Here is a 22,811-nt window from a genome sequence, read left to right as displayed (position 1 = left end):
TTAAGAATTTGTTAAATACTTTACTTTTGCAAAAATTTTTTATGAAACTATTTTTTAGTCTAAGTTTACTTTTTTGTATTGTTTTGTGCAGGGGACAGGATCATATTTCCAGTTTTAATGCGGTAACTTTGACCTATAAGTTTCATCCCAAGTTTTTTCTTTATGGAGAAGGACAATTACGTGGAAATGAAGATTATTCCTATCCTGATTATTATGAAATTAAAGGAGGACTAGGATACAATCTTACCAAGAATCATAAACCTTTTGTGGGATTGGGAAGATATGTTAATTATAAAAATCATAGTCTCAGTAGAGAAGAATTAAGATTTTGGCTTCAGGATGTGATTGACTTTAAAAAAGGAATTGTAAAATTTGAAAACCGATTGAGAGCAGAAAAAAGTTGGTTTTATGAACCTAAAACAGAAAAAAGTTCTCAAAGAATGCGTTATCGTTATCGTTTGAATATCAGTGTTCCGCTAAACGCGAAGGAAGTAAAAAAAGGAACTGTTTTTGCGAATGTTTATGATGAAGTCTTTTTTGTAAGTCCTATGAAGCCCACTTTTGCCAGAAATAGAATATATGGTGGATTCGGATATCAAATTGATGAGTATTTTGGAGTCCTATGTGGCTATCTTTGGCAAAGAGAGTTTGAAGCTGCTGGAAATAGAAATTTACATTTTATCTACTTGGCTCTAAATGTTAATATTGATGATACCAATCATCATAAGAAAACATATGAGTTTCCTGGTGCAGATTAATATTTATCTATTAAATATCGATATGCTTTTAGGTATTTATTAAATCTTTTTATATCTTTAGATGTAAGTTCTCTATTGACCCTTCTAAGATCCATATTATCTCGAAGATCGTTCAATTTGACAGCAACAGCAAGGGGTGATCTTTCTGTTCTTTTCACAAAATCATCATACTCTTCCTCAGGATCAAATTTTGTTAGACAGCTAATCGCAAAAATAATATATTCAGGAAAGCCTTCAGTTCTTAAATAATCAAGACTAAATTCTAGGGGATGATCTTCAACTACATCATGCAAAACACCTACTATTTTTTCATCCAATGTTTTTCCATATTCCATTACCCTCATTACATGAGCAATATAAGGAGCATGATATTTGTCGGTTTGACCTTTATGCGCTTTATCAGCAATTTTTATAGCTCTGTTTAATAACTCTTCCTTTGTCATTTTTAATAGTAAAAAATAGAATACAAAAATAAAAAATGTCCCAAAAACTTGAGACATTTTTTATGATCATTTTCAAATTAATTCAATGAATAAGATAATATTTCTTATTTTTTTCTACAAAAAGTAGCTAAATGCTTTATTGCTTTTTCTACCTCCGGGATAGATACGCTTTCTTCATTAAGTCTTAAACTACTGGTACGGCTTTTATTGATGAAGTATCCATCTTCTACTAAGGTGGTAACAACTGCTTCTTCACGATATACAAAATGACCAGGAAAGCTTTCATCAGAACGAACAATCCTATCTATATTGGTAGGTAATATCTCTTGAAATCGTATATTCTGTATTTTTCCCATCTTATCTTTCGAGCTTGACGTATAATTAACTACGATGTTACATTCGTCAATACTCTTTAACGTAACATTTGTAGCTCTAACGGCATTTTGCCCATATGCTTTTAATTTTTCTTTTAGCCAAGTAATTGTTTCTTCCTTAGTTTGTGCTGTTGTCATAAAAATACCTGTTAAGAAAACAAGTAGAGAAAATAGATGTTTCATAGAATTATTTTTATTTCATTATTTTATTTGATTTTTTTGAATAAGTTACTAAAATGTTATAATAAAATAATCAATATAGATGAAGTGATTAGGATTTTTCAGCAAATGTATGTTATGTATAAGAATTAGCTTTGCAACCTAAACCAATAAAATATGAAAAGATTTTTAATTTCGACACTATTTATAGTGCTTATTCCTCTTTCTTGTAGAGAAAATGATCTTGAAACTAATTCTACAGACTCAAAAAATTCATCTCAAACAATCATGGGAAAACCTGGATTGGTATCAATTGAATATCAAGGACAGCAAATTCAAGCTTGGAGAACAGATGAGGGCGACTATGTGGTCAATGATGATATACTACTGGATAAAGAAAGTGTTAAAGAATTAAATTCTACGCTTGCAAATACCTTGAGTTCAAAAGCCGTTGTAGATTGGGACCAAGTAACTGTAGGTAATTATGCCGTATGGCCAAAAACAAACTTCAATTATAAGATTGATCCTTCTATGCCTGCTCAATTAAAAACTTTTATACAGCAAGCTGTCGCCGAATATATTACCAAAACAAACAGTATTATTACTTTTACCGAGACTGCAGGTAACAATAATGATATTTTCTTTAAAAAAGCAATTTCAGGTTGTAACGCTGATATGGGATATAAGTCTGGTAGAGTGAATACAGTTAATCTATCTGAAACCTGCGATAAAATAAGTGTTATCCATGAAATAGGTCACGTTTTAGGAATGATACATGAGCATCAACGTTTAAATAGAAATGATGCCCTAAAATTTAAACCTGAAACATTCAATTACATAAAAACCAGCTATGCGAGCCTCTATAATACTGTAATTTATAATCTTCAGATGGAGAGTTCAACATTAAATGACCCTTTTGCATTTGACCTAACATCAGTAATGCTATATGCCGGATACCCTAGAAATGCTGTTGCTTTGGCAAATGATTTGAAAAGTCGAAACCTTCCTTTTTATACCAAAAAAGATGGAAGTGAAGTTACAAGACCCACGATAGGATTAAGTGATAAAGATATTGATTGGCTTTCCTATCATTATTCCAAAAAACTGGTCTTGAAAAATATTGATTATAATACCTTGAGTTTACAAATACAATTTGTTGATGGAATTTCCATTATGCGTAACCTAAATCAAAATGAGGAAATTCAACTCATATATAATATGAAGAAGAAAAAATATACTTATACATTCAATCAAAAATCATACGTTGTAGATTATATAAGTCTTAATGGAACTTCAGAAAGAAATGATATTCTTTTCAAGGATAATAATATTTTTTACGATAACTCTCAAACGGTAACAGATCCTTCAGAGCCGTATGTATATTTAAAATCAGATGTAAAAACTTTAATAGGAAATTATACTAATACGGCTACTACTAAAAACTATTTCTTTACAGATCCTAAGGGTATAAATGGAGGGAGCAAAAACGCTATAATTGAAGCTCGTAAGCAAAATGATAAATTAACATATATTAATATCAAAAAATGGGGATCCACAATTAATACTGATGGAAAAAGCCATACTTTTAATAAAAATGTACCTACAGAATTATACATCAGAAATCTTAGTTATGATAGATTAGGTCAAATTCTAATTAGATTAGGATGTACAATTTGCTTTAATCCGGGCCTTATTGCGTTGCCACCGTATCCAAATCCAACTTTAGATCAAATAATCAGAGTACAATATTCTGGAGGAAAAAGTTTTACATATGGAGGAAACTCTGTTACACAAATAAGCTTAAACAACGGAGCATACTATGATGATCTTAATTTTGGTAGTTATACTATAGGGAATGTCACTTATCAGGCGGATAATTTTTATATACCTACCCTCATTGACTTTGATAATGGGTATATATATGGAACTTTAGATAAAGATGGTATTGATGGGAAAAGTATTAATGCTCAGATTGATGCCTACATGAAAGATGGAAAAATGTATATTGACATTCTAAAATAGTCTATTTAACTTCTTTAAAAGTAAGTGAGAAATTATTCTCTACTAAAAATAAAAGCGTCTCAATTTTGAGACGCTTTTGAAATCAAATTTATCAATAAAAGACTAATATGCTCCTTTCTCAAGGTAATGAGCAGCTACTTTTTCTGTAAGAGCCACTACATTTGGATTATTTGCATATTTAGTAAATCTTCTTAATCCTGAAAGCATCATTCTTTGTTCATCTCCTTCAGCGAAAGAAATGATTCCTTCTTTAGCAGCAACAATCGTTTTTTCCACTGCTTTATATAGGTTCAACTGAGCCATTGCAGCTTCTACTGAATCTGCAGAGAAATGTTTTTCTACTCTTAATATCGTAGATTCTGCCATATAGATTTGATTCAGAATTTCAGAAGCGTTCAATAATAAGTGTTGTTGCTTCTCAATTTCTGTCATATATTTTTGAAGTGCAGCTCCTGAAACCATTAAGAAAACTTTCTTAAGATTAGCAATAATTGCTTTTTCTTCGCTCATGAATGAAGAGTAATCAGGAACTTCAAAAGAAGGAATACCCATAAGTTCTTTACTGATTGCCATAGCCGGAGATAATAAATCTAATTCTCCTTTCATAGCTCTCTTGATCAGCATTCCTACTGCTAAAAGTCTGTTAATTTCATTCGTACCTTCATAGATCCTTGAGATTCTGGAATCTCTCCAAGCTGCTTCCATTGGGGTGTCTTCAGAGAATCCCATCCCTCCATATACTTGGATTCCTTCATCAGCTGTATTTTGTGCTAAATCAGAAACAAAAACTTTAAGAATTGAACATTCAACAGCAAATTCTTCCACACCTTTCAATTCTGCAGCTTGATGATCTAAACCTCCATCAACTAATTCATGGATTTTATCTTCAATATTTTTTGCAGCTCTAAAACATCCGGCTTCACTTACAAAAAGACCTGTTGCCATTTCTGCAATCTTCTTTCTGATTGCTCCAAAAGTTGCGATAGAAACTCCGAATTGTTTTCTTTCATTGGAATATTGGATAGAATGATTTAAAATTCTTCTTTGTGCATCTAAACAAGCTCCAGCTAATTTGATACGTCCAACATTCAAGGCGTTTAATGCAATCTTGAAACCATTATTTCTTTCTCCTAATAGATTTTCAACCGGAACTTTCATATCATTAAAGAAAACCTGACGAGTAGAAGAAGCACGAATACCTAATTTATGTTCTTCTTCCCCGAAAGTTAAACTTTCAGGATTTTCAAGCTCAGATCTGTTAATAACAAAACCTGTAATATTTTTATCATCTTCAATTTTAGCAAACAATGTGAAAGTATCTGCAAAACCTGCATTTGAAATCCACATTTTTTGTCCATTAATGATGTAATGTTTACCATCTTCCGATAGCTTTGCTTTTGTCTTTCCTGAGTTTGCATCAGAACCCGCATCAGGTTCAGTCAAGCAATATGCTCCAAATTTTGTTCCTGCAGCCAAATCCGGAAGATATTTTTTCTTTTGTTCTTCAGTTCCATAAAGAACGATAGGAAGAGTACCGATTCCTGTATGAGCACCATACGCTGTAGCTAGAGATCCCGTCACTCCTGAAATATAATCGCAAGCTAACATGGTTGTTACAAAGCCCATTCCAAGACCACCATATTCTTCAGGTACTGAAATTCCAAGCATTCCCATTTCTCCAAGCTTACGCATTACTTCTTCAGTAAATGCATAATCTTTCTTTTCAAAACGTTCTTTTTGAGGAACAACTTCTCTATCGATAAATTCCTTTGCCGAATCACGAAGCATTTTTTGCTCTTCTGTTAATTCTTCAAGGCTAAAGATTTCGTTTGCCGGGATTTCTTTTACTAAGAATTCCCCGCCTTTTAATGTTTTGTTAAGGGTGTCGATCATTATTTTTATTTTTTTAGATTAAAAGGATGAAGAAAAAAAATTAAAGATTTATAATCTTCAAGATTTTCTGTAATTCTATGGTTTTTATTTTTACTTATAATAATTCAAAGATACTAGCTGCTCCTTGCCCAGTTCCTACGCACATGGAAACCATACCATACTTATTTCCACGTTTTCTCATTTCATCTAAAAGCTGAACGGTCAATTTAGTTCCTGTACATCCAAGTGGGTGGCCTAATGCAATAGCTCCTCCGTTCACATTTAAAATTTCAGGATTAAGGTTCAATTCTTTTTTAATAGCAACTGATTGAGAAGCAAATGCTTCATTTAATTCAATCAAATCAATATCTTTTAGCTCTAGACCTGCTTGTTTTAATGCTTTTGGAATAGCATATACAGGACCCATTCCCATAATTCTAGGTTCAAGTCCGGCTGCAGCATACGATACTAATCTTGCCTCTGGTTGAAGTCCCAGTTCTTTTACCATTTCTTCACTCATTACGATAACAAAGGCAGCACCATCACTCATTTGAGAAGAATTTCCGGCCGTTACACTTCCTCCGTTAGCGAATACAGGTCTAAGTTTGCCCAAACCTTCTAAAGAAGTATCTTTTCTTGGTCCTTCATCGATTGAAAAATCAAATTTCTTAGTTTGTATTTTTTGATTTTCATCCAAGAAGTTATATTCAACAGGAATAGGAACAATCTGGTTGGCGAATTTATTTTCCGCAATAGCTTTCATTGCTTTTTGATGTGATTCAAAAGCAAATTGGTCTTGTTCTTCTCTTGTTATTTTGTATTGTTTAGCAACTTCTTCTGCAGTATATCCCATTCCCCAATAATAATCAGGGTTTGTTTTTGCAATATCTGTTTCAGGAACCGGCTTATAACCTCCCATAGGAATATAAGACATGGATTCTGTACCTCCTGCAATAATACAATCGGCCATTCCTGCTTGAATTTTTGCAGAAGCGATCGCAATAGCTTCACTTCCGGACGCACAATATCTGTTTACAGTAACACCTGGAACTTTATCTGTATTTAATCCCATTAATGAAATTAATCGAGCGACATTAAGTCCTTGTTCTGCTTCAGGCATTGCGTTTCCTACAATCAGGTCGTCAATTCTATCTTTATCTAATTGGGGAACTTCAGCCATTAATTTTTCAATAACTGTAGCCGCCATTACATCGGGTCTTGTAAATCTTAAACTTCCTTTTGGTGCTTTTCCAACGGCAGTTCTGAAACCCTTTACTATATATGCTGTCTTTGACATTTTTTTATTAATTATTTATTTTAAACATATACTTTGTCTTTATAGAATAGCCTTGTTGATATCAAGATCATTTCTTAAAATGACAAAATGTGTGTTAATTTTGGTAGTTACTAGTTTCTTAATGGTTTTCCAGTTTGCAACATATACTGAATTCTTTCTAAAGTTTTTCTTTCTCCACAAAGTTGAAGGAAGGTTTCTCTTTCAAGATTCAATAAATATTGTTCAGTTACTACAGTTGGTTCAGAAAGATTTCCACCCACCATTACGTTAGCTAGTTTATCGGCAATTTTCTTATCATGTTCAGAAATATAGTTTCCTGTCAACATTTGATCCGTTCCTACATAAAACATACCTAAAGCATCTTTACCAAGAACCTTAACAGTCTGTTGGATCGGTTGAGTATATCCTTGTTCTGCCATTAGTTTTGCTACTTTTTTAGCTTCAGCAATCTGTCTGTTTTTGCTTACGACAACCATGTCTTTACCTTTTTCAAGGATTCCCATATCATATGCTTCATAAGCAGAAGTTGCTACTTTCCCCATGGCAATATTCATAAAGACATCACGAAGTCTGTTGTTTTTTACATCATCGCTATGGAATTCTCTTGAAGTTCTTAGGGCAAACTCTTTCGTTCCACCACCACCAGGAATGACACCCACTCCAGTTTCAACCAATCCAATATATGTTTCCGCTGCTGCAACAACTCTATCCGCATGCATTGTCATTTCACAACCTCCGCCAAGAGTCATTCCATGTGGAGCGACAACGACAGGAATAGAAGAATAGCGAACTCTCATCATTGATTTTTGGAAATAAGCAATAGCCATATTCAAATCGTCCCAATCCTGTTCGATGGCCATCATTAGAATCATTGCTAAATTAGCACCTACAGAGAAATTAGAAGCTTGATTTCCAATTACTAATCCATCATATTCTTTTTCAGCCAAATCAATAGCTCTGTTTAATCCGTCTAGAACTTCTCCTCCAAGAGAGTTCATTTTTGAACGAATCTCAAAGTTGATAATCCCATCTCCTAAATCTTCAATAGCAGAACCCGAATTACTCCAAAGCGTTTTGTTTTTTCTGATATTATCTAAAATAATGAAAGAATCTTGTCCCGGGATACTATTATAATTTCCGGAATTCTTGTCATAATAGATACTTTGTCCTTCGTCATTTACTTTATAGAAAGTACCTCCTTTTTCGGCTAAAGATTTTGCCCATTCTGAGATTTCATAACCTGCATCTTTTGCAAGCTCAACACCTTTTGCAATCCCTACAGCATCCCAAATTTCAAATGGACCATTTTCCCATCCGAAACCAGCTCTCATAGCATCATCAATTTTGTAGATGTCATCAGATATTTCAGGAACTTTATGTGAAACATAAGCAAATAATGCTCCTAGAGACTTTCTATATAATTCTCCGGCTTTATCTTTACCTCCAATTAATACTTTAAATCGATCAATTGGTTTGTCAATACTTTTAGTTAATTCTAAAGTTGGAAAGCTAACTTTTCCTTGCGGTTCGTATTCTAATGTGTCAAGATTCAATCCGTGGATTTCAGATTTTCCGGCAGCATTCTTAACTTTTTTATAGAAACCTTGTTCTGTTTTGGACCCTAACCACTTATTGTCCACCATTTTCTGAATATATTCTGGAAGTGCAAAAATAGTATTGAAGTCATTAGTTTCGGCACCACTTTGGCGAACACCATTAGCAACCATTACCAAGGTATCTAAACCAACTACATCTGCAGTTCTGAAAGTAGCTGATTTTGGACGTCCAATTACAGGCCCGGTTAATTTATCAACTTCAGAAACTGTTAAATCTAACTTCTTCACATTGTGAAGGAGATCCATCATAGAAAATACCCCAATTCTATTGGCAATAAATGCAGGAGTCTCTTTTGCTAAAACAGTTGTTTTTCCTAAAAACTTAGCTCCATAATTCATATAGAAGTCTACAATTTCAGGAAGAGTATCAGGGGTAGGTATTATCTCTAATAAAGGAAGATATCTTACTGGGTTGAAAAAGTGGGTTCCTGCAAAATATTTTTTGAAATCATCACTTCTTCCTTCCGTTAATAAATGGATAGGAATTCCGGATGTATTAGAAGAAATTAATGTTCCAGGTTTTCTGAACTGTTCAATTTTTTCGTATACTGATTTTTTGATGTCTAGTCTTTCAACAACCACTTCAATAATCCAGTCGGTGTCTTTTATTTTGGATAGATCATCATCGAAATTTCCGATTTTAATTCTCTCCGCAAACTTTTGTGAGTAGAGCAGTGCTGGGCTCGATTTCTTAAGTTTTTCAAAGTTCTCAGTAACAATTCTGTTTCTTACAGTTTTATCATCCCTAGTTAAACCTTTTTTCTTTTCAGCCTCAGTCAATTCAAATGGAACGATATCTAGAAACAAGACTTCTACACCAATATTGGCAAAGTGAGCAGCAATACCGCTACCCATAATTCCTGAACCTAGAACCGTTACATGTTTGATTCTTCTTTTCATTTTAAATTTATTTTCTGTTGTTTAGATCGTTTGCGATTTTCATAATTTCACACATTACTTCTTTAAATGTGTCCATTTTTTCCGGAGCTATTCTCTCCATAACTTTTTTGTTAAAGTTCACAACAACTTCTTTGGAAAGATTTCTAGAATTTAGTCCTTTATTGGTAAGCTTAATAATAACCTCTCTCTTATCGGTTGTCGTCTTTTCTTTGTATATATATCCATTATCTTCAAGAAGTTTAATGATTCGTGTTAAAGAAGTCGGTTCTATAGCCATCTTAGGACCTAAATTTGTACTTCTTGTTCCTTCTTTAGGATCGATTTTGAGAAGAGTGAGAGCTTGAACAGCAGTAGAGTCATGCTCTTGAGCAAGCTCTGTATACATTTTTGAAACCGCTAACCAAGTTTGTTTTAAAACTAAATCTACATTTTCTATTTTTTCCTTACTATTATTCGTCATTTTGGTTGTAATGATTTTATCCAAATGTAATAAATATTATGCATGCATAATATTTATTGACGTTAAAATTTGTTAATAAGTTGATATGAAATGTGTTAAAAGGTATGATAAGCATAGTGTTATGCATGCATAATATGTGAAATATATAGTAGAATATTAGTATTAACGAATTGTTTTTATGTAATTTAGTATTTCGTCAAAAGATTTACATGCTATTGTTTTATTTTTGTCGGAAATTATCCACATATTGTGATTAAATTCAAAATTTAATCCCGAAAAGTCCTGCTGAAAGTTCTTTTGGAGCAAAGAGTATAGCATTTCTTTATGAAAAGTAGGAGCGAAAATCTTAGGGGCAACGAAATTTTCATTAATCTGAAAGAGGGAAACATCAGTTAATTCTTCATGCTGGAATAAAATATCTTCAACAATTCCGGAGGATAATTGGTTCTCTTTTATATACCAAATTCTATCTGAAAACTCTTTTGCCAAACGCCAATCATGAGAAGAAAACAAAATCATTTTCTTTCTTTCTTTGGCTAGTTTTCTCAGTGTCTTAAGGATGATAATCTTGTTTTTCTCATCCAAGTGGGTGGTAGGCTCGTCGAGAATGATTATTGATGAATTTTGCGCAAGAGCCCTTCCAATAAAGGCTTTTTGCAGATTACCGTCTGAAAGATTTTTAAGGAAAGTATGTCGGTATTGATTTAAATCTAGTTCATCAATAATGGATGAAATTTCTTCTTTATCCTCTTTTTTTAACTCAAAATAGTAGGGATAATGGATGTATTTTCCCAGAGAAATAAGGTCTTCTACTGTGTAATTCTGAGGAATAATTGACTTTGAAAAAACAATTGCAATTTTTTCTGCAATTTCCTTGATGGAAAGGTTTTTTATATTTGTATTATTGATTAAAATTTCCCCATCCAACAAAGGAATTTGATGCAAAATAGATTTAATTAAAGTGGTTTTACCTACACCGTTATTCCCAATCAACAAACATACATCGCCTACATTTACATGGGTGTTTATATTTGTAACTAAAGGAACGCGATAGCCAATATTTGCTTGGTTGATGAGTAGCTGCATTTTTAATCAAAAAAAGGAGGTTATCTTACAAAAATACTGTTTTCAAAAAAGATAGGAGGTTTTATCTCTCTAAAATTCTATTTTCTAATGATTGTAATGGGATAATGGTTCTTTGATTTTTTCCGTTTGAAAACTATATTTTATTTTGCTTTAATAACATGGCTAGAATGACAGGAATTCCAAAAATAGAACTGATTACATTCAATGGAATATGAGATTTTTCTGCGGCTATTGAAAACAAAAGCATAATAAAAGCTCCTAATAACATATTTAAAATCCATTGTTGCCAAAGCTTTGCTGGATTATAAATCAATCTACAAAAGTGGGGTATAATAATGCCAATAAAAAGGATAGGTCCTAAAAATGCAGTGATTGAAGCAGAAAGTAGGGAAGAGGCAGCAATTATTAAAGCTTTTAAATAATTAATATTGACTCCTAAACTTTGTGCGTATGAAGTACCCAGTGAATTCCCAATTAAGGGTTTTATTGTTTTAAAGCTGATTAATAAACCAATAAAAACTAAAATAGTTAGCACATAAATTTGAGTTTTGGTGACCATATTATTGGCTCCAAAAGACCATAGAATGTAGTTTTTTAAACTTTGATTCTCGGCATAGAATTGCAGCAAGGAAACAATAGCTCCTGCAAAAGCAGAAATGAGGAATCCAAAAATAATGAGATATGATTTATCCTGAAATCTATTGGATAACGATAGTAAAAATAACATGAGCAATAAACTACCTCCAATTGCAGATAAACTTAGAAAACTATTTTGAAGAAAATCGGGAAGAGAGAGATTAAAAGATAAAAAAATATAAAAGGCTACGGATAAACTGGCTACAGAAGTAATACCTAGGATATCGGGTCCGGCTAGAGGATTTTGAAAATATTCCTGCATCAGAAAACCAGAGGTTGGAATAGAAATTCCGGCTAAGCACATTACTAAAACACGATTGATACGGATTTCAGCAATTTGATTGTTGGATGAAGTTGAAAGAAAATCTTCTAAATCTAAATGTAAAAACCCTGTATTCAGATTAAGAATCGCGCTTGATATAATTGCGATCAATAAACATAAACACAGGATTTTGAATTTTTTTGACATTATCAGAAAAGATTCTGTAATTTTATTTTAAAAGATCTTGAATTTTAGAATTTAAAACATCTTCTGTCATCATTCCTAAATATTCATCAGTTTTATCACCCTTTCTCATATAGGTAAATGGAATTGAACCTCCATCCCATTTTTGGAAATTTTTTGGAAAGAAATTTTCATCAAGCTTTTGGGCATCTAGTAAGATGATATGATCAGCAAGTCCACTTTCTTGTGCAAATTTTTTCACAGCTCCGTTCCATTCGGACTTCTGATCTAAGTTAACAAAAGTGAATTTTACAGGTTTTCCTTTTAACTCTTCTATTTTATTTTTAAAATGAGGTATTTCTTTCATACAGGGTCCACACCACGTTGCAAAGAAATTAGTCACATATAAGGTGTCATTTTTTTTAGCCAAATAATCTCCAATTTTATCTGGGACAACTTCCTTAGAAATATACGCTGTATTTTCAGATTCAGTAGTGGTTATAGAAGTTGAATCTGAACTATTTTTATCATCAATGGTTTTTTGCTCTTCTTTTTTACAACTTGAAAGGGAAAATAGAATAAGCAAGGATAAAATTATCTTCTTCATAATTATTTTTTTATCTATTTTTGAATTGAAGTATGGAAACACAAATCTATAAAGGGAAACGAATTCGGTTTCACTGGCTAAAAATAACGAAAAAGAAAGAACTGACCAAAAATACTTTTTCTTTGGAGTTAGAGATCCCGGAAGAATTAAAAGATGAATTCAGGTTTGAAGCGGGACAGTTTGTAAGTATACAATTTAAATCTCATCATAAGGAGGTCATTAATGATTATTCAATGACATCAGCTCCCTATGAAGACAAGATTGCTTTAGGGATAAAAATAAACTCTGAGGAGGGAGCTACAGCACAATTATTTAAAAATTATAATGTAGGAGATAAATTATTGGTAAGCGAACCTAATGGAAGATTTACTTTGATATCCAAACCCAGCGAATTCAGAACTATTATTGCTTTCGCAGCAGGAATAGGAATTACCCCGATTTTGAGTCATTTTAAAAATATCCTTTATAACGAACCCAGAACTAGATTATTTTTATTTTATGGAAATAAAAGTTCTGAAGATTTGGCATATAGAGAATTATTGGATAACCTTGCTAGGAAATGTGGAGAGAGACTACAAGTTTTTTATTTTTTTTCTCAGGAAAAAACGGATAATAAGTTTTTTTCCGGAAGATTGGACGAAAAGAAGCTCAATTTAATCATTAATCAAATTCTGCATTTAGATGATACTGATGAAGAATCAACTATTTGGGATGCAGTGGATGATGTATTAATATGTGGAAAAGGGGATATGATCAAAACTCTGGCAAACGCATGCTATCATCATGGAATTCCCAAAAAAAATATTCATTTTGAACTTTTTGAAGAATTTAATGACGATATTTACCCTATTGAAAAAGAATTTCCTCTCATTGAAGATATAGCCATAGACTTTACCATGTTAGGGAGAGAATATCAAACTGTAATTCCTAATAATAAAGAAAAGATCTTGCAACAATTGCTTATTCAAAAATTTCCGGTGCCTTATTCATGTAAATCCGGAATTTGTGGAAGTTGTGAATGTATTTTGGAAGAAGGAGAGGTAGATCTATTGGAAAACGAATATTTAACTGAAAAGGAAGAAGCGAAGGGGCATATTTTAGCATGTATGTCTATTATTAAAAGTAAAAAATTAAAACTTAATTTTGATCTTACTTGAGATTCATTAAGAACATATTAGCTCTATTTTTTTTATCAATAGAAATGGGAATTCTTTTGATCTGTTTGGCCAATGCATGGGTTTTTGCTCTTACTGATGGACGAACATATACTAAAATTTCTAAAATCCCACCACGGGAAGTAGCTCTTGTTTTAGGAACTTCACCTAAAATGAAATCAGGTCTTTCAAATCCTTATTTTACCAAAAGAATGGATGCTACAGCTTTACTATATCATCATGGGAAAATTAAAAAAATAATTGTCAGTGGCGAGAAAAGTAAAGGATATGATGAACCTGCTGCTATGAAAAATTATCTGATCTATCAAGAAGGTGTTCCGGAAGAAATAATTTCCGAAGATCCTAAAGGATTTAATACCTATAAAAGCATTTTACGATGTAAAGACATTTATAAGAAAAATAATGTTATAATTGTTTCACAAGGGTTTCATAACTTACGCGCATTATTTTTTGCCAGAAACAATAAGATGAACGCATTAGGATTTGATGCCCAGGATGTTACTAAGCCGGAAAGCTACTATCGCAATCAGTTTAGAGAAATTCTTGCAAGAATGGCAGCCGTGATGTCTTATATTTTAGGGATTTCCCCAGACTAATAATAACTAGAAAGGATATCCAAATGCAATATTCAATGTAGGTTTAAATGGTTGAAAATGATTTAGCCTCCATTTGCTTCCGTCAGGCTTATTAGGATCATAAATTTTATAAGCTAGATCAAGCCTTAACGTGATATAAGCAATATTTACTCTTATACCAAATCCACTTCCAACACCGACTTGCTTTAAAAATTTATTAAATTTAAATTCATCCCCATTGCTTTCATCAGAATGACGGAGGCTCCACGTATTACCAATATCCGTAAATAACGCACCTTCATACATATCGTTGAAAGGAACCCTAAACTCAATATTGGTAGTAAGTTTTAAATTTTCGGTCATATAAGTACGAACTCTTTCATCTACTTGAGAATCTGCTGGTCCAAGCCCTCCAAATGCAACCCATGCTCTAATATCATTGGATCCTCCATTAAAGTAAGATCGAATAACAGGCATTGTTTTGGAGTTTCCATAAGGAATTCCAACTCCAATAAACTGACGAAAGACCAACGTATTTCTATCAAACTTAAAATACTTTCTAATATCAAAATCAAATTTTATAAACTGAGCATAAGGAATTCCTAAGATAGTCCTTTGAGGACTGGTAACGATTCCACCTCCATCATCTCTTTTTTGATTAAAGACACTTAATATATTTCCGGCTAATTCTACTTTTCCATTAAAATAGAAAGCGTTTGGATAATCTTTATTCCCAATTTCATTATAAAGGAAATTATAAATTAAGGAAGAAATAATAACATCTTGTGTTTGTCTATCTTTATTGACCAATGTTCCTCTAAAGGCCGTGTAACGTTCACTCCCTTGTTGATTGAGTCCATTGATATAGGAGTTATCTTGAGTAATTATTTCAGATACTTGATCTATACTGAGCTGCCCATTGTCAAATTCCTGTTTTACATTAGGGTTTGTTGCAAAATAATCGTCGAAAACTTCTTTTCTGATTTCATTATCATTAACAAAGAAATCATAATACGCCGCTTTATTTTTCGTTAAACTCAGCTGGGTATTAAAAAGGGTGAGCCTATGAGATACTCTGTCACTTACAGTAGCAAGATAATTAAGTCCGGTATTAAAGTTTACTCTTCCTAAGCCAATATTATTTTGGATAGAAGCTCCTAAAACAATTGATGATGTAGGGCTATATCTTTTTGGAATTACTTTATAATAATTAAAAGGTAATAACAATCTAGGAAAGTTAAGAGAAGTCTGTGCTGAGATTTCATAAGCTAAAATCCTCTTACTAATATCTTTTGTACTTCTAATCGAACCAAAAGTTCCGGAAAGACTGGTTGAAAGGTTTTCAGCACCGTTAAAAACATTTCTAGTTGTCAAATCAATTGAAGGAGAAATACCTAGGTTTAATAGCTGAGAGTAATTGATATCTGTACCTACTTTTAGCTCATATTTAGGTAAAGGTTTTAATATATAGGTTACATCGATAATACTATCGTTAGGAGCTGTTCCTCCGCCTCTCCGTAAAGAATCTTTGGCTTTAAGAATACTGAAATTATTCATAGCCAAAAGGTTTCTTTTAGTAAGGTCTAATTTTTTTTGATCATAGATCTGTTTAGGTCCAATTGTAATAGCACGCCATAATGATCTGGATTGATATTGATCATTAATTTTATGAAATCTAATTCCTCTTAAGCTATCTTTAGTGGTATTCTTGGGAAAATCTCCCATTTCATCCACAATGGCAACATCTATATTCCCAATAGTCGATATTTTGTAGGGTGTATCCAAAGAGTCTTTATGAATTTCCAGAGTAAGCGGAACTTTTTTCTTACTTTTTAAAGAATCGGCAATAAAATAAATTTGATCATTAAGACTATTAAATTTATAAAACCCAAAGCCTCTCATGAGTTCTGTAATTCGAGTTACTTCTTTTTCAAGAATGGTTTGATCAAGAACTTGCCCGGCTCTTACAAGACTTTTATTAATATTGGGTTTATAATATCCTTTTATGCTTAAGTCCGGAATATTGTAATAATAATCTTTGATTAATGTAGGTTCTTTATGCTCAATAAAGTAAGTTACAGCTGCTTTATTCTTGGTGGAATCGAGTTGGTGTTTAAAATTTACTTCTGCATCCCAAAAGCCTCTATAAATAAGCCTTTTTTGAATAGATTCAGCACTTTTCCCTGTTTTTGTTTGGTCTAAAATAACAGGAGGAGAACCCCAGTTATGGTATAATCGATCCATCACTAATCCTTTTCCAATACTACTTTTCATATTGTATTTAATAAAAAGAGAATCTCTTAGTTTTTGATTTCTCATTTCATTAGGATACGTCATATATTCATTAAGAATGGTATCATATTTAGGATTTGCAGCATTATAAAACCAAAGACTTAACGGCATAAAAAGAAACTGCTTTTTATTTGGCTTTTGCTGAACGTAACCTTTTAATTCATTATCAAAAGGCTCTTTTTTATCTTTAAATTCGAAATTATTACTGGTAAGGAGATATTCACCTTTGGGAACTTTTTTCGTTGTACTACAAGCATAAAGTAGACCCACAAATGTTGCAAATGAGATAATTTTATAATACTTTTGAGGAGAATTCATATAATGCTTACAGCTCATACAATAAAAATTTTACAATCTTTGGATAAAAAAAAATTCAGACAAAAATACAATTTGTTTTTGGTTGAAGGGAATAAAATTATCCAGGAACTTTTCAATTCTAACTTTAAAATTAAGGAAATATTATCTACTGATTCACAAAAATTAGATTCTAACGATATACCTGTTTCTCATATTGCTGAAAATGAGTTAAAAAGAATAAGCTTTCTTAAAAATCCTAAAGATTCTGTGGCCATTTGTTTTTTAAATGCACAACAAGAAATTACATCTCCAAACATTCAATTGGTTTTAGATGGAATTCAAGATCCAGGTAATTTAGGAACGATTATTCGGTTAGCAGATTGGTTTGGTATTGAACAAATTATCTGCAGTGAAGATACCGTAGATTTTTATAATCCTAAAGTAATTCAAGCCACTATGGGCTCTTTTACTAGAGTTAATATGGTATATACAAATCTTGTAGAATATCTTTCTAAAACAGATCATATAAATATAGGTACAGATATGGAAGGAGAGAATATCTATACATTTAAAAAACCTGAAAAATTAAACTTAATTCTAGGAAATGAAGGGAATGGTATGAGGAAGGAAACAGAAAAACTTCTTCAAAAAAGTATTAGTATTCCTAGATTTGGCAATTCGCAATCTACAGAAAGCTTGAATGTTTCCATGGCTGCTGGCATTATTTTAGGCCAGTTGTTTTCAAAATAAATAATAGAAACTAGAGGGTAAAAAAGGGCTCTAGTTTCTAGTTACTATATTAATTGTTCCATGCTAGAAACACTTTTATTTTTCTGATAATTTTCTAATTTTTCTCTGACAAGCTTTAAAGCAACAGGAGCTATATATATTAATGCTGCTCCCAGAAGTTTTTTCTTCCAACTGGAACTTTTCATGTTTTTCTTTGCAAAATTACCAACCAACGCTGCTAAACCTAGTTTGATAAGCATATCAGCTGCATTTCCTGTAAGTGCAGAATTGGCAATTCCTATAGCCGTATTTTTATTAATGAGTAAATCTTTTACCTCAGTTGTAATTTGTTTAGCAATAACATCTTTTCTAATAACGACTTTTTCTTCCCCATCTTCATCTACTTTTTCTTGAAGATATTGATCTGTTAAGCCATTGGTAAAAGCGCTTAGGCTTTCTTTTGTATTTTTAAAGGTCAGAAGATTTTCTAAATCGACAACTTCTTGTTGTAATAAATTTTTCTTTCTTCTCAACTCTTCTAAGCTGTTATAATTTCTACTCATATCTATTAATGATTTAAAAATTTAATAACTGTATCTGCTACGGAATTTATAATTTTCTTTTTGAAAACGATAACCAAGATCATGATCACAAGATAAAGCCCTGCAACAGCTAAAAATCCATATGAAGTATTATTAAACGCTTTACCTATAAGAAATGCTATTCCAAAATTAAACAGAATAATAAAAAATATAAAGGCTATAAGTAATACGACAAAATAAGTGATTATTCCTGCTGATAAAGAAGTCTTTTCTGTAGCTTCAATTTTCAACAAGTCTATTCTCTTAGAAGCATATTCTTTAATAGTTTCAATCATTGTTTTTCGTTAAAGTTACAAAAAAAGGAACTTTTTATATGCAAAGTTCCTTTTCATAATTTACTAAAAAATAAATTATTTATTTTTTTAGATCATTCAATTCTGCTTCTATATCTTTTACTACATCCGTAGTACGAGCAACGATTTGATCTTTGTATTTATCATAACCATCTTTTACTGTATGAGCTACATTACTTGCGGTTTCTTTAAAGGTAGAAGAAATATTACCGTATTGATCTTTTACTTTTTCAGAAACTTCTCCATACTTGCTTTTAGCTTGATCTTTAAGATCATTCGCTTTATTTTTTATTTTCTTCCTTGTTTCCTTACCTTCTTCTGGAGCATAAAGCATTCCTAAAATAACACCTGCTGCAGCACCTGCAAGAAGTCCTGCCAATATACCCGCTGTATTTTTTCCTTTTCTAGACATTTCTTGTTTTTTAATAGTTAATAATATTAGTTTTTCCTTGGTATAATTACAACAATTAATATACCAAAGAAGCTCTATATAAGGAAAAAGTGCTAAATATTTTGTAGGTAGGATAAAATTGTTTCAATTGTCCCTTCTTTGGATAGAAATGTATTATCAATAACAATAGCATCATCCGCTTGTTTCAAAGGAGCAATTTCTCTTTCACTGTCAATTTTGTCTCTTGCAATAAGGTTTTCTTTGACTTTTTCTTTATCAGCAGTAATTCCTAGCTCTAAAAGCTCATTGTATCTGCGGGTAGTTCTTTCCTCAATACTTGCCGTAAGGAAAAATTTGAAATCAGCATCGGGTAATACGACGGTTCCTATGTCACGACCATCCATTATTATACCTCCTTTTTCTGCCAAATTACGTTGGGATTGTAGTAAAAAGTCCCTTACTTCTTTCTGTTTTGCTACTAAGCTCACATTCTCAGAAACCTCATTAGTTCGAATTTGCCTAGAGATATCAATATGGTTAAGGTAAAGCACAAGTTCACCCTGATCATTTTTGAATTCCAACTCGATTTGGTCTAACGATAAAAAAAGCTTTTTTAAATCTATGGAAGAATCTTCAAAAATACAATTTTGTAATGCAAACCAAGTAATGCCTCTATAAAGAGCACCCGTGTCCAAGTGGACTAATCCTAGTTTTTTAGCAATGATTTTAGAAATTGAACTTTTTCCGGTAGACGAATATCCATCAATAGCGATTACAGGTTTTTTCATAACGCAAATTTCAAGATTTTTTTTAATAAACCAAGAATAAAGGAATAATTAATTGGTTAAAATTTATTCTCCTCTATGACTACTAAGATCTATAGAAACACCTATCTGGTTGACATTTGAAGCATTATGATATCTTACGTGGGCATAATCTATACGAAACTTTGAAAGTTTAATTCCAAATCCTGCGGAAAGTCCGGAAAAATTTCTTTGGTCTGCTACCGCCAGTTCATTTCCTCTTTTCGCATTATAACCTAATCTAATATTAAAGCTTTTTTCTGGAAAAAGCTCTGCCCCAATTGAAAAGTGGTCTGCAATTTTTCGCCCGATGTTTACTTCTTGTCCATTGACATTGTACTCTGAAGAAATATCCAGTTTTTGAAGATCATGAGCGGTAATAGTTACAGCGAGTGGAATAGCTTTTAGAATTTTAGTATACCCTAAATCAACTCTAAAGGGAAGATTTTCTCTCGTCCCATTGAATGACTTGAATTGATAACCAAAGTTTCTGAAAACTACGGAAAGAACCTCTTTATTTTTTTTATTATGATAGGTAACTCCTGCATTTCCGGAAATCGCTGAGGAAGTATAATTGTCAATTTTTGAAGTAATAAAATTAATTCCTCCGCCAATCGTCCAATCCTCTTCAAATTGATAGGCATATCCTCCACCAATTGCTACATCGGATGCTGAAAATGTTCCATTTTCAAAACCACTTTCGTCTGTTCTGGGAATATCTCCATAGCTCATATATCTTGCATTGATTGTCGCCATATGACCATTGTCAAAATCTTTGGCAAAGGCGATGGTCCCATATTTAGAATCTGCCAAATAGGCAGTTGCATTTACCGCAAGCTGATTATCAGAGTCTTTATTCAATAAAGATGGATTGACAATAGCAAAGGAAACATCATGATCTCTGATGGACATTGCATCGCCCCCGAGAGCAGCTTGTCTTGCGGATACGGGAACATTTAAGAAAGGATACACATTTGTTCCTGTTTGTGCATAAGAAACAATTCCTGATAGGAATAATGAAAAAATGACAATTTTCTTCAATTCAATTTATAATTAATGCAAAAATAATCCTTTTTCGTACTTTTCAAAATATTTCTCATATTATTTCTCCTTAAATATTTTTCTTTTTTCAATATTATTAATGATTATATTTGCAAAGTTAAATTTTGAAGAAAATAATTCAACCCAAAAGTTAATATAAATAAAACATGAAATATAAAAGAATCCTTCTGAAACTTAGTGGAGAAGCTTTAATGGGGAATAGGCAATATGGTATTGATAATGAAAGGCTACATGAATATGCTGAAGAAATAAAAAAAGCAGTTAATAAAGGTTGTGAAGTTGCTATTGTGATTGGAGGAGGAAATATTTTCCGTGGTGTGGCCGGTGCGGCAAAAGGCATGGATAGAGTACAGGGAGATTATATGGGGATGCTAGCCACAGTTATCAATGGAATGGCCTTGCAAGGTGCTTTAGAGGATGTTGGAATTAAAACAAGGCTTCAGTCTGCTATTGAAATGGATAAGGTGGCGGAACCTTTTATCAAGAGAAGGGCTGTAAGACATTTAGAAAAGGGAAGAGTTGTTATTTTTGGTGCCGGAACAGGTAATCCTTATTTTACCACTGATACAGCGGCTACACTGAGAGCCATTGAAATTGGAGCAGATGTTATTTTAAAAGGAACAAGAGTTGATGGTATTTATGATAGTGATCCTGAAAAAAATGCAGATGCAGTAAAATATAACTCATTATCTTTTAATGAAGTGTATGAAAAGAACCTTAAAGTAATGGATATGACGGCTTTCACGTTAAGTCATGAGAATAAGCTTCCAATTATTGTTTTTGATATGAATAAGGAGGGAAATCTGGAGAAAATTGTAGAAGGAGAAAATATAGGTACTTTGGTGGACCTATAAGAAAAAAATTAGGTCATAAGATTTTGCATTTATTTCTATTGTAAAGATGATAGAAATTAAAATAAGGTTTTATAATCCCTGGCAAGCTTATTTTCACGACCAATTCATTAATAATAATTTAATGTGTAATCTATCAAATTTTAAATATATAATGGAAGAATTAGATCTTATATTAGAATCTGTAAAACACGACATGGATGCTGCTGTTAAACATTTGGATCACGCTTTTCAAAGGATTAGAGCGGGACGTGCTTCTACAGCTATGGTTCAAGATGTAATGGTAGAATATTATGGAGCTCCAACTCCTATTAATCAAGTTGCGAATGTTTCTGTACCAGATGCAATGACAATCTCTATTCAACCTTGGGATAAAACAGCCATCAATGCTATTGAAAAAGCTATCATTAATTCAAATTTAGGATTTGCCCCTTCTAATAATGGAGAGAATATTATTCTTAATGTACCTCCTTTAACAGAAGAAAGAAGAAAAGAATTAGCGAAACAAGCTAAAGCTGAAGCGGAGCAAACTAAAGTAACCGTAAGAAATGCTAGACAAGATGGTTTGAAGGAACTTAAAAAGCTAGAAGGTGTTTCTGAAGATGTAGTGAAAGGAACAGAGGAAGATATTCAAACTCTTACAGATAAATACGTTAAGCTTTGTGATGAGCATCTTAAGATAAAGGATGCTGAAATTATGAAAGTATAATTTTTAGTCTTATAAAAAATATGGTATCCGTCTCACAACTGAGGCGGATATTTTTTTGGATACCTCAATAGGATTTCGTATATTTATATTTGATAATCAGATATTTGCTTATGAATTTCAAGCATTATAACCAAAATCAGCTGGTTTTGTTTCCCTACAGTTTTGAGGATTTGATTCCTGAAAATCATCCCGTTCGAATTGTGAATGATATTTTGGATAAGGTAAACATAGCCCCGCTGCTAAAAGTCTACAGTAGAGAGGGAAATCCCAGCTATCATCCGGTGATGATGCTCAAAGTAATGGTTTTTGCTTACATGAACAATATTTATTCGTCGCGTAAAATAGAAAAAGCTATGC

The 22,811-nt window shown here is 32.3% G+C and carries 23 protein-coding genes; 8 read left to right on the top strand and 15 right to left on the bottom strand.

Annotated elements, in window-relative coordinates:
* Positions 1-41 precede the first annotated feature (41 nt).
* Positions 42-758, top strand: coding sequence for a DUF2490 domain-containing protein (locus CHRY9293_RS08480; protein WP_162032597.1), 717 nt, complete (start codon positions 42-44; stop codon positions 756-758).
* On the opposite strand, the gene CHRY9293_RS08475 is transcribed toward CHRY9293_RS08480, so the two are convergent.
* A complete protein-coding gene (locus CHRY9293_RS08475) occupies positions 755-1,201 on the bottom strand; it encodes a phosphohydrolase (protein ID WP_122547123.1) in 447 nt (148 codons plus the stop codon). The genes CHRY9293_RS08480 and CHRY9293_RS08475 overlap by 4 nt on opposite strands.
* A 104-nt stretch (positions 1,202-1,305) precedes the next feature.
* Complete coding sequence (locus CHRY9293_RS08470; protein WP_162032596.1) at positions 1,306-1,758, bottom strand: hypothetical protein; 453 nt, start codon at positions 1,756-1,758, stop codon at positions 1,306-1,308.
* A 153-nt stretch (positions 1,759-1,911) separates the two neighbouring features.
* Here CHRY9293_RS08470 and CHRY9293_RS08465 point away from each other — a divergent pair, with 153 nt between their 5' ends.
* On the top strand, positions 1,912-3,756 hold the full coding sequence (locus CHRY9293_RS08465) for a M12 family metallopeptidase (protein ID WP_162032595.1): 1,845 nt from the start codon (positions 1,912-1,914) through the stop codon (positions 3,754-3,756).
* 102 nt (positions 3,757-3,858) lie between these two features.
* Here the strand turns inward: CHRY9293_RS08465 and CHRY9293_RS08460 are convergent, their stop codons facing one another.
* From CHRY9293_RS08460 to CHRY9293_RS08430, 7 genes are all read right to left on the bottom strand, one after another.
* A complete protein-coding gene (locus tag CHRY9293_RS08460) occupies positions 3,859-5,649 on the bottom strand; it encodes an acyl-CoA dehydrogenase family protein (RefSeq protein WP_162032594.1) in 1,791 nt (596 codons plus the stop codon).
* A 94-nt stretch (positions 5,650-5,743) separates the two neighbouring features.
* On the bottom strand, positions 5,744-6,925 hold the full coding sequence (locus CHRY9293_RS08455) for an acetyl-CoA C-acyltransferase (protein WP_122547127.1): 1,182 nt from the start codon (positions 6,923-6,925) through the stop codon (positions 5,744-5,746).
* Between the two features lie 110 nt (positions 6,926-7,035).
* Positions 7,036-9,441, bottom strand: a complete 2,406-nt coding sequence (locus CHRY9293_RS08450) for a 3-hydroxyacyl-CoA dehydrogenase/enoyl-CoA hydratase family protein (RefSeq protein WP_162032593.1) — start codon at positions 9,439-9,441, stop codon at positions 7,036-7,038.
* 7 nt (positions 9,442-9,448) lie between these two features.
* On the bottom strand, positions 9,449-9,901 hold the full coding sequence (locus CHRY9293_RS08445; protein ID WP_122547129.1) for a MarR family winged helix-turn-helix transcriptional regulator: 453 nt from the start codon (positions 9,899-9,901) through the stop codon (positions 9,449-9,451).
* A gap of 162 nt (positions 9,902-10,063) precedes the next feature.
* Complete coding sequence (locus tag CHRY9293_RS08440; protein WP_162032592.1) at positions 10,064-10,987, bottom strand: ABC transporter ATP-binding protein; 924 nt, start codon at positions 10,985-10,987, stop codon at positions 10,064-10,066.
* 133 nt (positions 10,988-11,120) lie between these two features.
* A complete protein-coding gene (locus tag CHRY9293_RS08435; RefSeq protein ID WP_185153203.1) occupies positions 11,121-12,092 on the bottom strand; it encodes a FecCD family ABC transporter permease in 972 nt (323 codons plus the stop codon).
* Positions 12,093-12,114: 22 nt separating this feature from the next.
* Complete coding sequence (locus CHRY9293_RS08430; protein WP_162032591.1) at positions 12,115-12,675, bottom strand: TlpA family protein disulfide reductase; 561 nt, start codon at positions 12,673-12,675, stop codon at positions 12,115-12,117.
* Between the two features lie 32 nt (positions 12,676-12,707).
* Here CHRY9293_RS08430 and CHRY9293_RS08425 point away from each other — a divergent pair, with 32 nt between their 5' ends.
* The gene (locus CHRY9293_RS08425) at positions 12,708-13,832 is read left to right on the top strand and encodes a 2Fe-2S iron-sulfur cluster-binding protein (RefSeq protein WP_162032590.1); all 1,125 of its coding nucleotides are present in this window, start codon (positions 12,708-12,710) and stop codon (positions 13,830-13,832) included.
* Between the two features lie 44 nt (positions 13,833-13,876).
* Complete coding sequence (locus tag CHRY9293_RS08420) at positions 13,877-14,446, top strand: SanA/YdcF family protein (RefSeq protein ID WP_162032589.1); 570 nt, start codon at positions 13,877-13,879, stop codon at positions 14,444-14,446.
* A gap of 6 nt (positions 14,447-14,452) precedes the next feature.
* Here the strand turns inward: CHRY9293_RS08420 and tamL are convergent, their stop codons facing one another.
* Positions 14,453-17,053 (bottom strand): translocation and assembly module lipoprotein TamL, encoded by a 2,601-nt coding sequence (tamL, locus tag CHRY9293_RS08415; protein ID WP_162032588.1) that lies wholly within the window; start codon positions 17,051-17,053, stop codon positions 14,453-14,455.
* On the opposite strand from tamL, the gene CHRY9293_RS08410 reads away from it, so the two are divergent.
* Complete coding sequence (locus CHRY9293_RS08410) at positions 17,039-17,764, top strand: TrmH family RNA methyltransferase (RefSeq protein WP_162032587.1); 726 nt, start codon at positions 17,039-17,041, stop codon at positions 17,762-17,764. The two genes, tamL and CHRY9293_RS08410, sit on opposite strands and share 15 nt — an antisense overlap.
* Before the next feature lie 44 nt (positions 17,765-17,808).
* Here the strand turns inward: CHRY9293_RS08410 and CHRY9293_RS08405 are convergent, their stop codons facing one another.
* The 5 genes from CHRY9293_RS08405 to porQ all read right to left on the bottom strand — a co-directional run bounded on the left by CHRY9293_RS08405 (position 17,809) and on the right by porQ (position 20,873).
* Positions 17,809-18,306 carry a phosphoribosyl-ATP pyrophosphatase gene (locus tag CHRY9293_RS08405; protein WP_162032586.1) on the bottom strand — a complete coding sequence of 166 codons (498 nt, stop codon included), beginning with the start codon at positions 18,304-18,306 and terminating at the stop codon, positions 17,809-17,811.
* A gap of 5 nt (positions 18,307-18,311) precedes the next feature.
* The gene (locus tag CHRY9293_RS08400) at positions 18,312-18,620 is read right to left on the bottom strand and encodes a phage holin family protein (protein ID WP_122547136.1); all 309 of its coding nucleotides are present in this window, start codon (positions 18,618-18,620) and stop codon (positions 18,312-18,314) included.
* A gap of 79 nt (positions 18,621-18,699) precedes the next feature.
* Positions 18,700-19,050: a YtxH domain-containing protein gene (locus CHRY9293_RS08395; protein ID WP_122547137.1), complete on the bottom strand. Its 351-nt coding sequence runs from the start codon at positions 19,048-19,050 to the stop codon at positions 18,700-18,702.
* A gap of 92 nt (positions 19,051-19,142) precedes the next feature.
* Positions 19,143-19,817, bottom strand: a complete 675-nt coding sequence (gene cmk / locus CHRY9293_RS08390; RefSeq protein WP_162032585.1) for a (d)CMP kinase — start codon at positions 19,815-19,817, stop codon at positions 19,143-19,145.
* Positions 19,818-19,880: 63 nt separating this feature from the next.
* Positions 19,881-20,873, bottom strand: a complete 993-nt coding sequence (gene porQ, locus CHRY9293_RS08385) for a type IX secretion system protein PorQ (RefSeq protein WP_162032584.1) — start codon at positions 20,871-20,873, stop codon at positions 19,881-19,883.
* 167 nt (positions 20,874-21,040) lie between these two features.
* On the opposite strand from porQ, the gene pyrH reads away from it, so the two are divergent.
* From pyrH to CHRY9293_RS08370, 3 genes are all read left to right on the top strand, one after another.
* A complete protein-coding gene (gene pyrH, locus CHRY9293_RS08380) occupies positions 21,041-21,748 on the top strand; it encodes a UMP kinase (RefSeq protein WP_122547140.1) in 708 nt (235 codons plus the stop codon).
* A 151-nt stretch (positions 21,749-21,899) separates the two neighbouring features.
* Positions 21,900-22,454, top strand: coding sequence for a ribosome recycling factor (frr, locus tag CHRY9293_RS08375; RefSeq protein WP_122547371.1), 555 nt, complete (start codon positions 21,900-21,902; stop codon positions 22,452-22,454).
* Positions 22,455-22,564: 110 nt separating this feature from the next.
* The coding region (locus tag CHRY9293_RS08370) for a transposase (RefSeq protein ID WP_162032583.1) at positions 22,565-22,811 on the top strand (247 nt) is incomplete at its 3' end.

This window comes from Chryseobacterium potabilaquae (assembly GCF_902728265.1).
Classification (GTDB): Bacteria; Bacteroidota; Bacteroidia; order Flavobacteriales; family Weeksellaceae; genus Chryseobacterium; species Chryseobacterium potabilaquae.
The sequence above is the reverse complement of the archived record's forward strand: the minus strand, read 5'-3'. Positions and strand labels throughout refer to the sequence as shown.

Bases quoted from the DNA above. Each gene is read 5' to 3' on its own strand.
- CHRY9293_RS08395 (WP_122547137.1), bottom strand. From the start codon at position 19,050: ATGTCTAGAAAAGGAAAAAATACAGCGGGTATATTGGCAGGACTTCTT.
- CHRY9293_RS08470 (WP_162032596.1), bottom strand. From the start codon at position 1,758: ATGAAACATCTATTTTCTCTACTTGTTTTCTTAACAGGTATTTTTATG.
- CHRY9293_RS08480 (WP_162032597.1), top strand. From the start codon at position 42: ATGAAACTATTTTTTAGTCTAAGTTTACTTTTTTGTATTGTTTTGTGC.
- CHRY9293_RS08475 (WP_122547123.1), bottom strand. From the start codon at position 1,201: ATGACAAAGGAAGAGTTATTAAACAGAGCTATAAAAATTGCTGATAAA.
- CHRY9293_RS08455 (WP_122547127.1), bottom strand. From the start codon at position 6,925: ATGTCAAAGACAGCATATATAGTAAAGGGTTTCAGAACTGCCGTTGGA.
- CHRY9293_RS08465 (WP_162032595.1), top strand. From the start codon at position 1,912: ATGAAAAGATTTTTAATTTCGACACTATTTATAGTGCTTATTCCTCTT.
- CHRY9293_RS08400 (WP_122547136.1), bottom strand. From the start codon at position 18,620: ATGATTGAAACTATTAAAGAATATGCTTCTAAGAGAATAGACTTGTTG.
- frr (WP_122547371.1), top strand. From the start codon at position 21,900: ATGGAAGAATTAGATCTTATATTAGAATCTGTAAAACACGACATGGAT.
- pyrH (WP_122547140.1), top strand. From the start codon at position 21,041: ATGAAATATAAAAGAATCCTTCTGAAACTTAGTGGAGAAGCTTTAATG.
- CHRY9293_RS08440 (WP_162032592.1), bottom strand. From the start codon at position 10,987: ATGCAGCTACTCATCAACCAAGCAAATATTGGCTATCGCGTTCCTTTA.
- cmk (WP_162032585.1), bottom strand. From the start codon at position 19,817: ATGAAAAAACCTGTAATCGCTATTGATGGATATTCGTCTACCGGAAAA.
- CHRY9293_RS08425 (WP_162032590.1), top strand. From the start codon at position 12,708: ATGGAAACACAAATCTATAAAGGGAAACGAATTCGGTTTCACTGGCTA.
- CHRY9293_RS08430 (WP_162032591.1), bottom strand. From the start codon at position 12,675: ATGAAGAAGATAATTTTATCCTTGCTTATTCTATTTTCCCTTTCAAGT.
- CHRY9293_RS08435 (WP_185153203.1), bottom strand. From the start codon at position 12,092: ATGTCAAAAAAATTCAAAATCCTGTGTTTATGTTTATTGATCGCAATT.
- CHRY9293_RS08420 (WP_162032589.1), top strand. From the start codon at position 13,877: ATGGGAATTCTTTTGATCTGTTTGGCCAATGCATGGGTTTTTGCTCTT.
- CHRY9293_RS08410 (WP_162032587.1), top strand. From the start codon at position 17,039: ATGCTTACAGCTCATACAATAAAAATTTTACAATCTTTGGATAAAAAA.
- CHRY9293_RS08450 (WP_162032593.1), bottom strand. From the start codon at position 9,441: ATGAAAAGAAGAATCAAACATGTAACGGTTCTAGGTTCAGGAATTATG.
- CHRY9293_RS08460 (WP_162032594.1), bottom strand. From the start codon at position 5,649: ATGATCGACACCCTTAACAAAACATTAAAAGGCGGGGAATTCTTAGTA.
- tamL (WP_162032588.1), bottom strand. From the start codon at position 17,053: ATGAGCTGTAAGCATTATATGAATTCTCCTCAAAAGTATTATAAAATT.
- CHRY9293_RS08445 (WP_122547129.1), bottom strand. From the start codon at position 9,901: ATGACGAATAATAGTAAGGAAAAAATAGAAAATGTAGATTTAGTTTTA.
- CHRY9293_RS08405 (WP_162032586.1), bottom strand. From the start codon at position 18,306: ATGAGTAGAAATTATAACAGCTTAGAAGAGTTGAGAAGAAAGAAAAAT.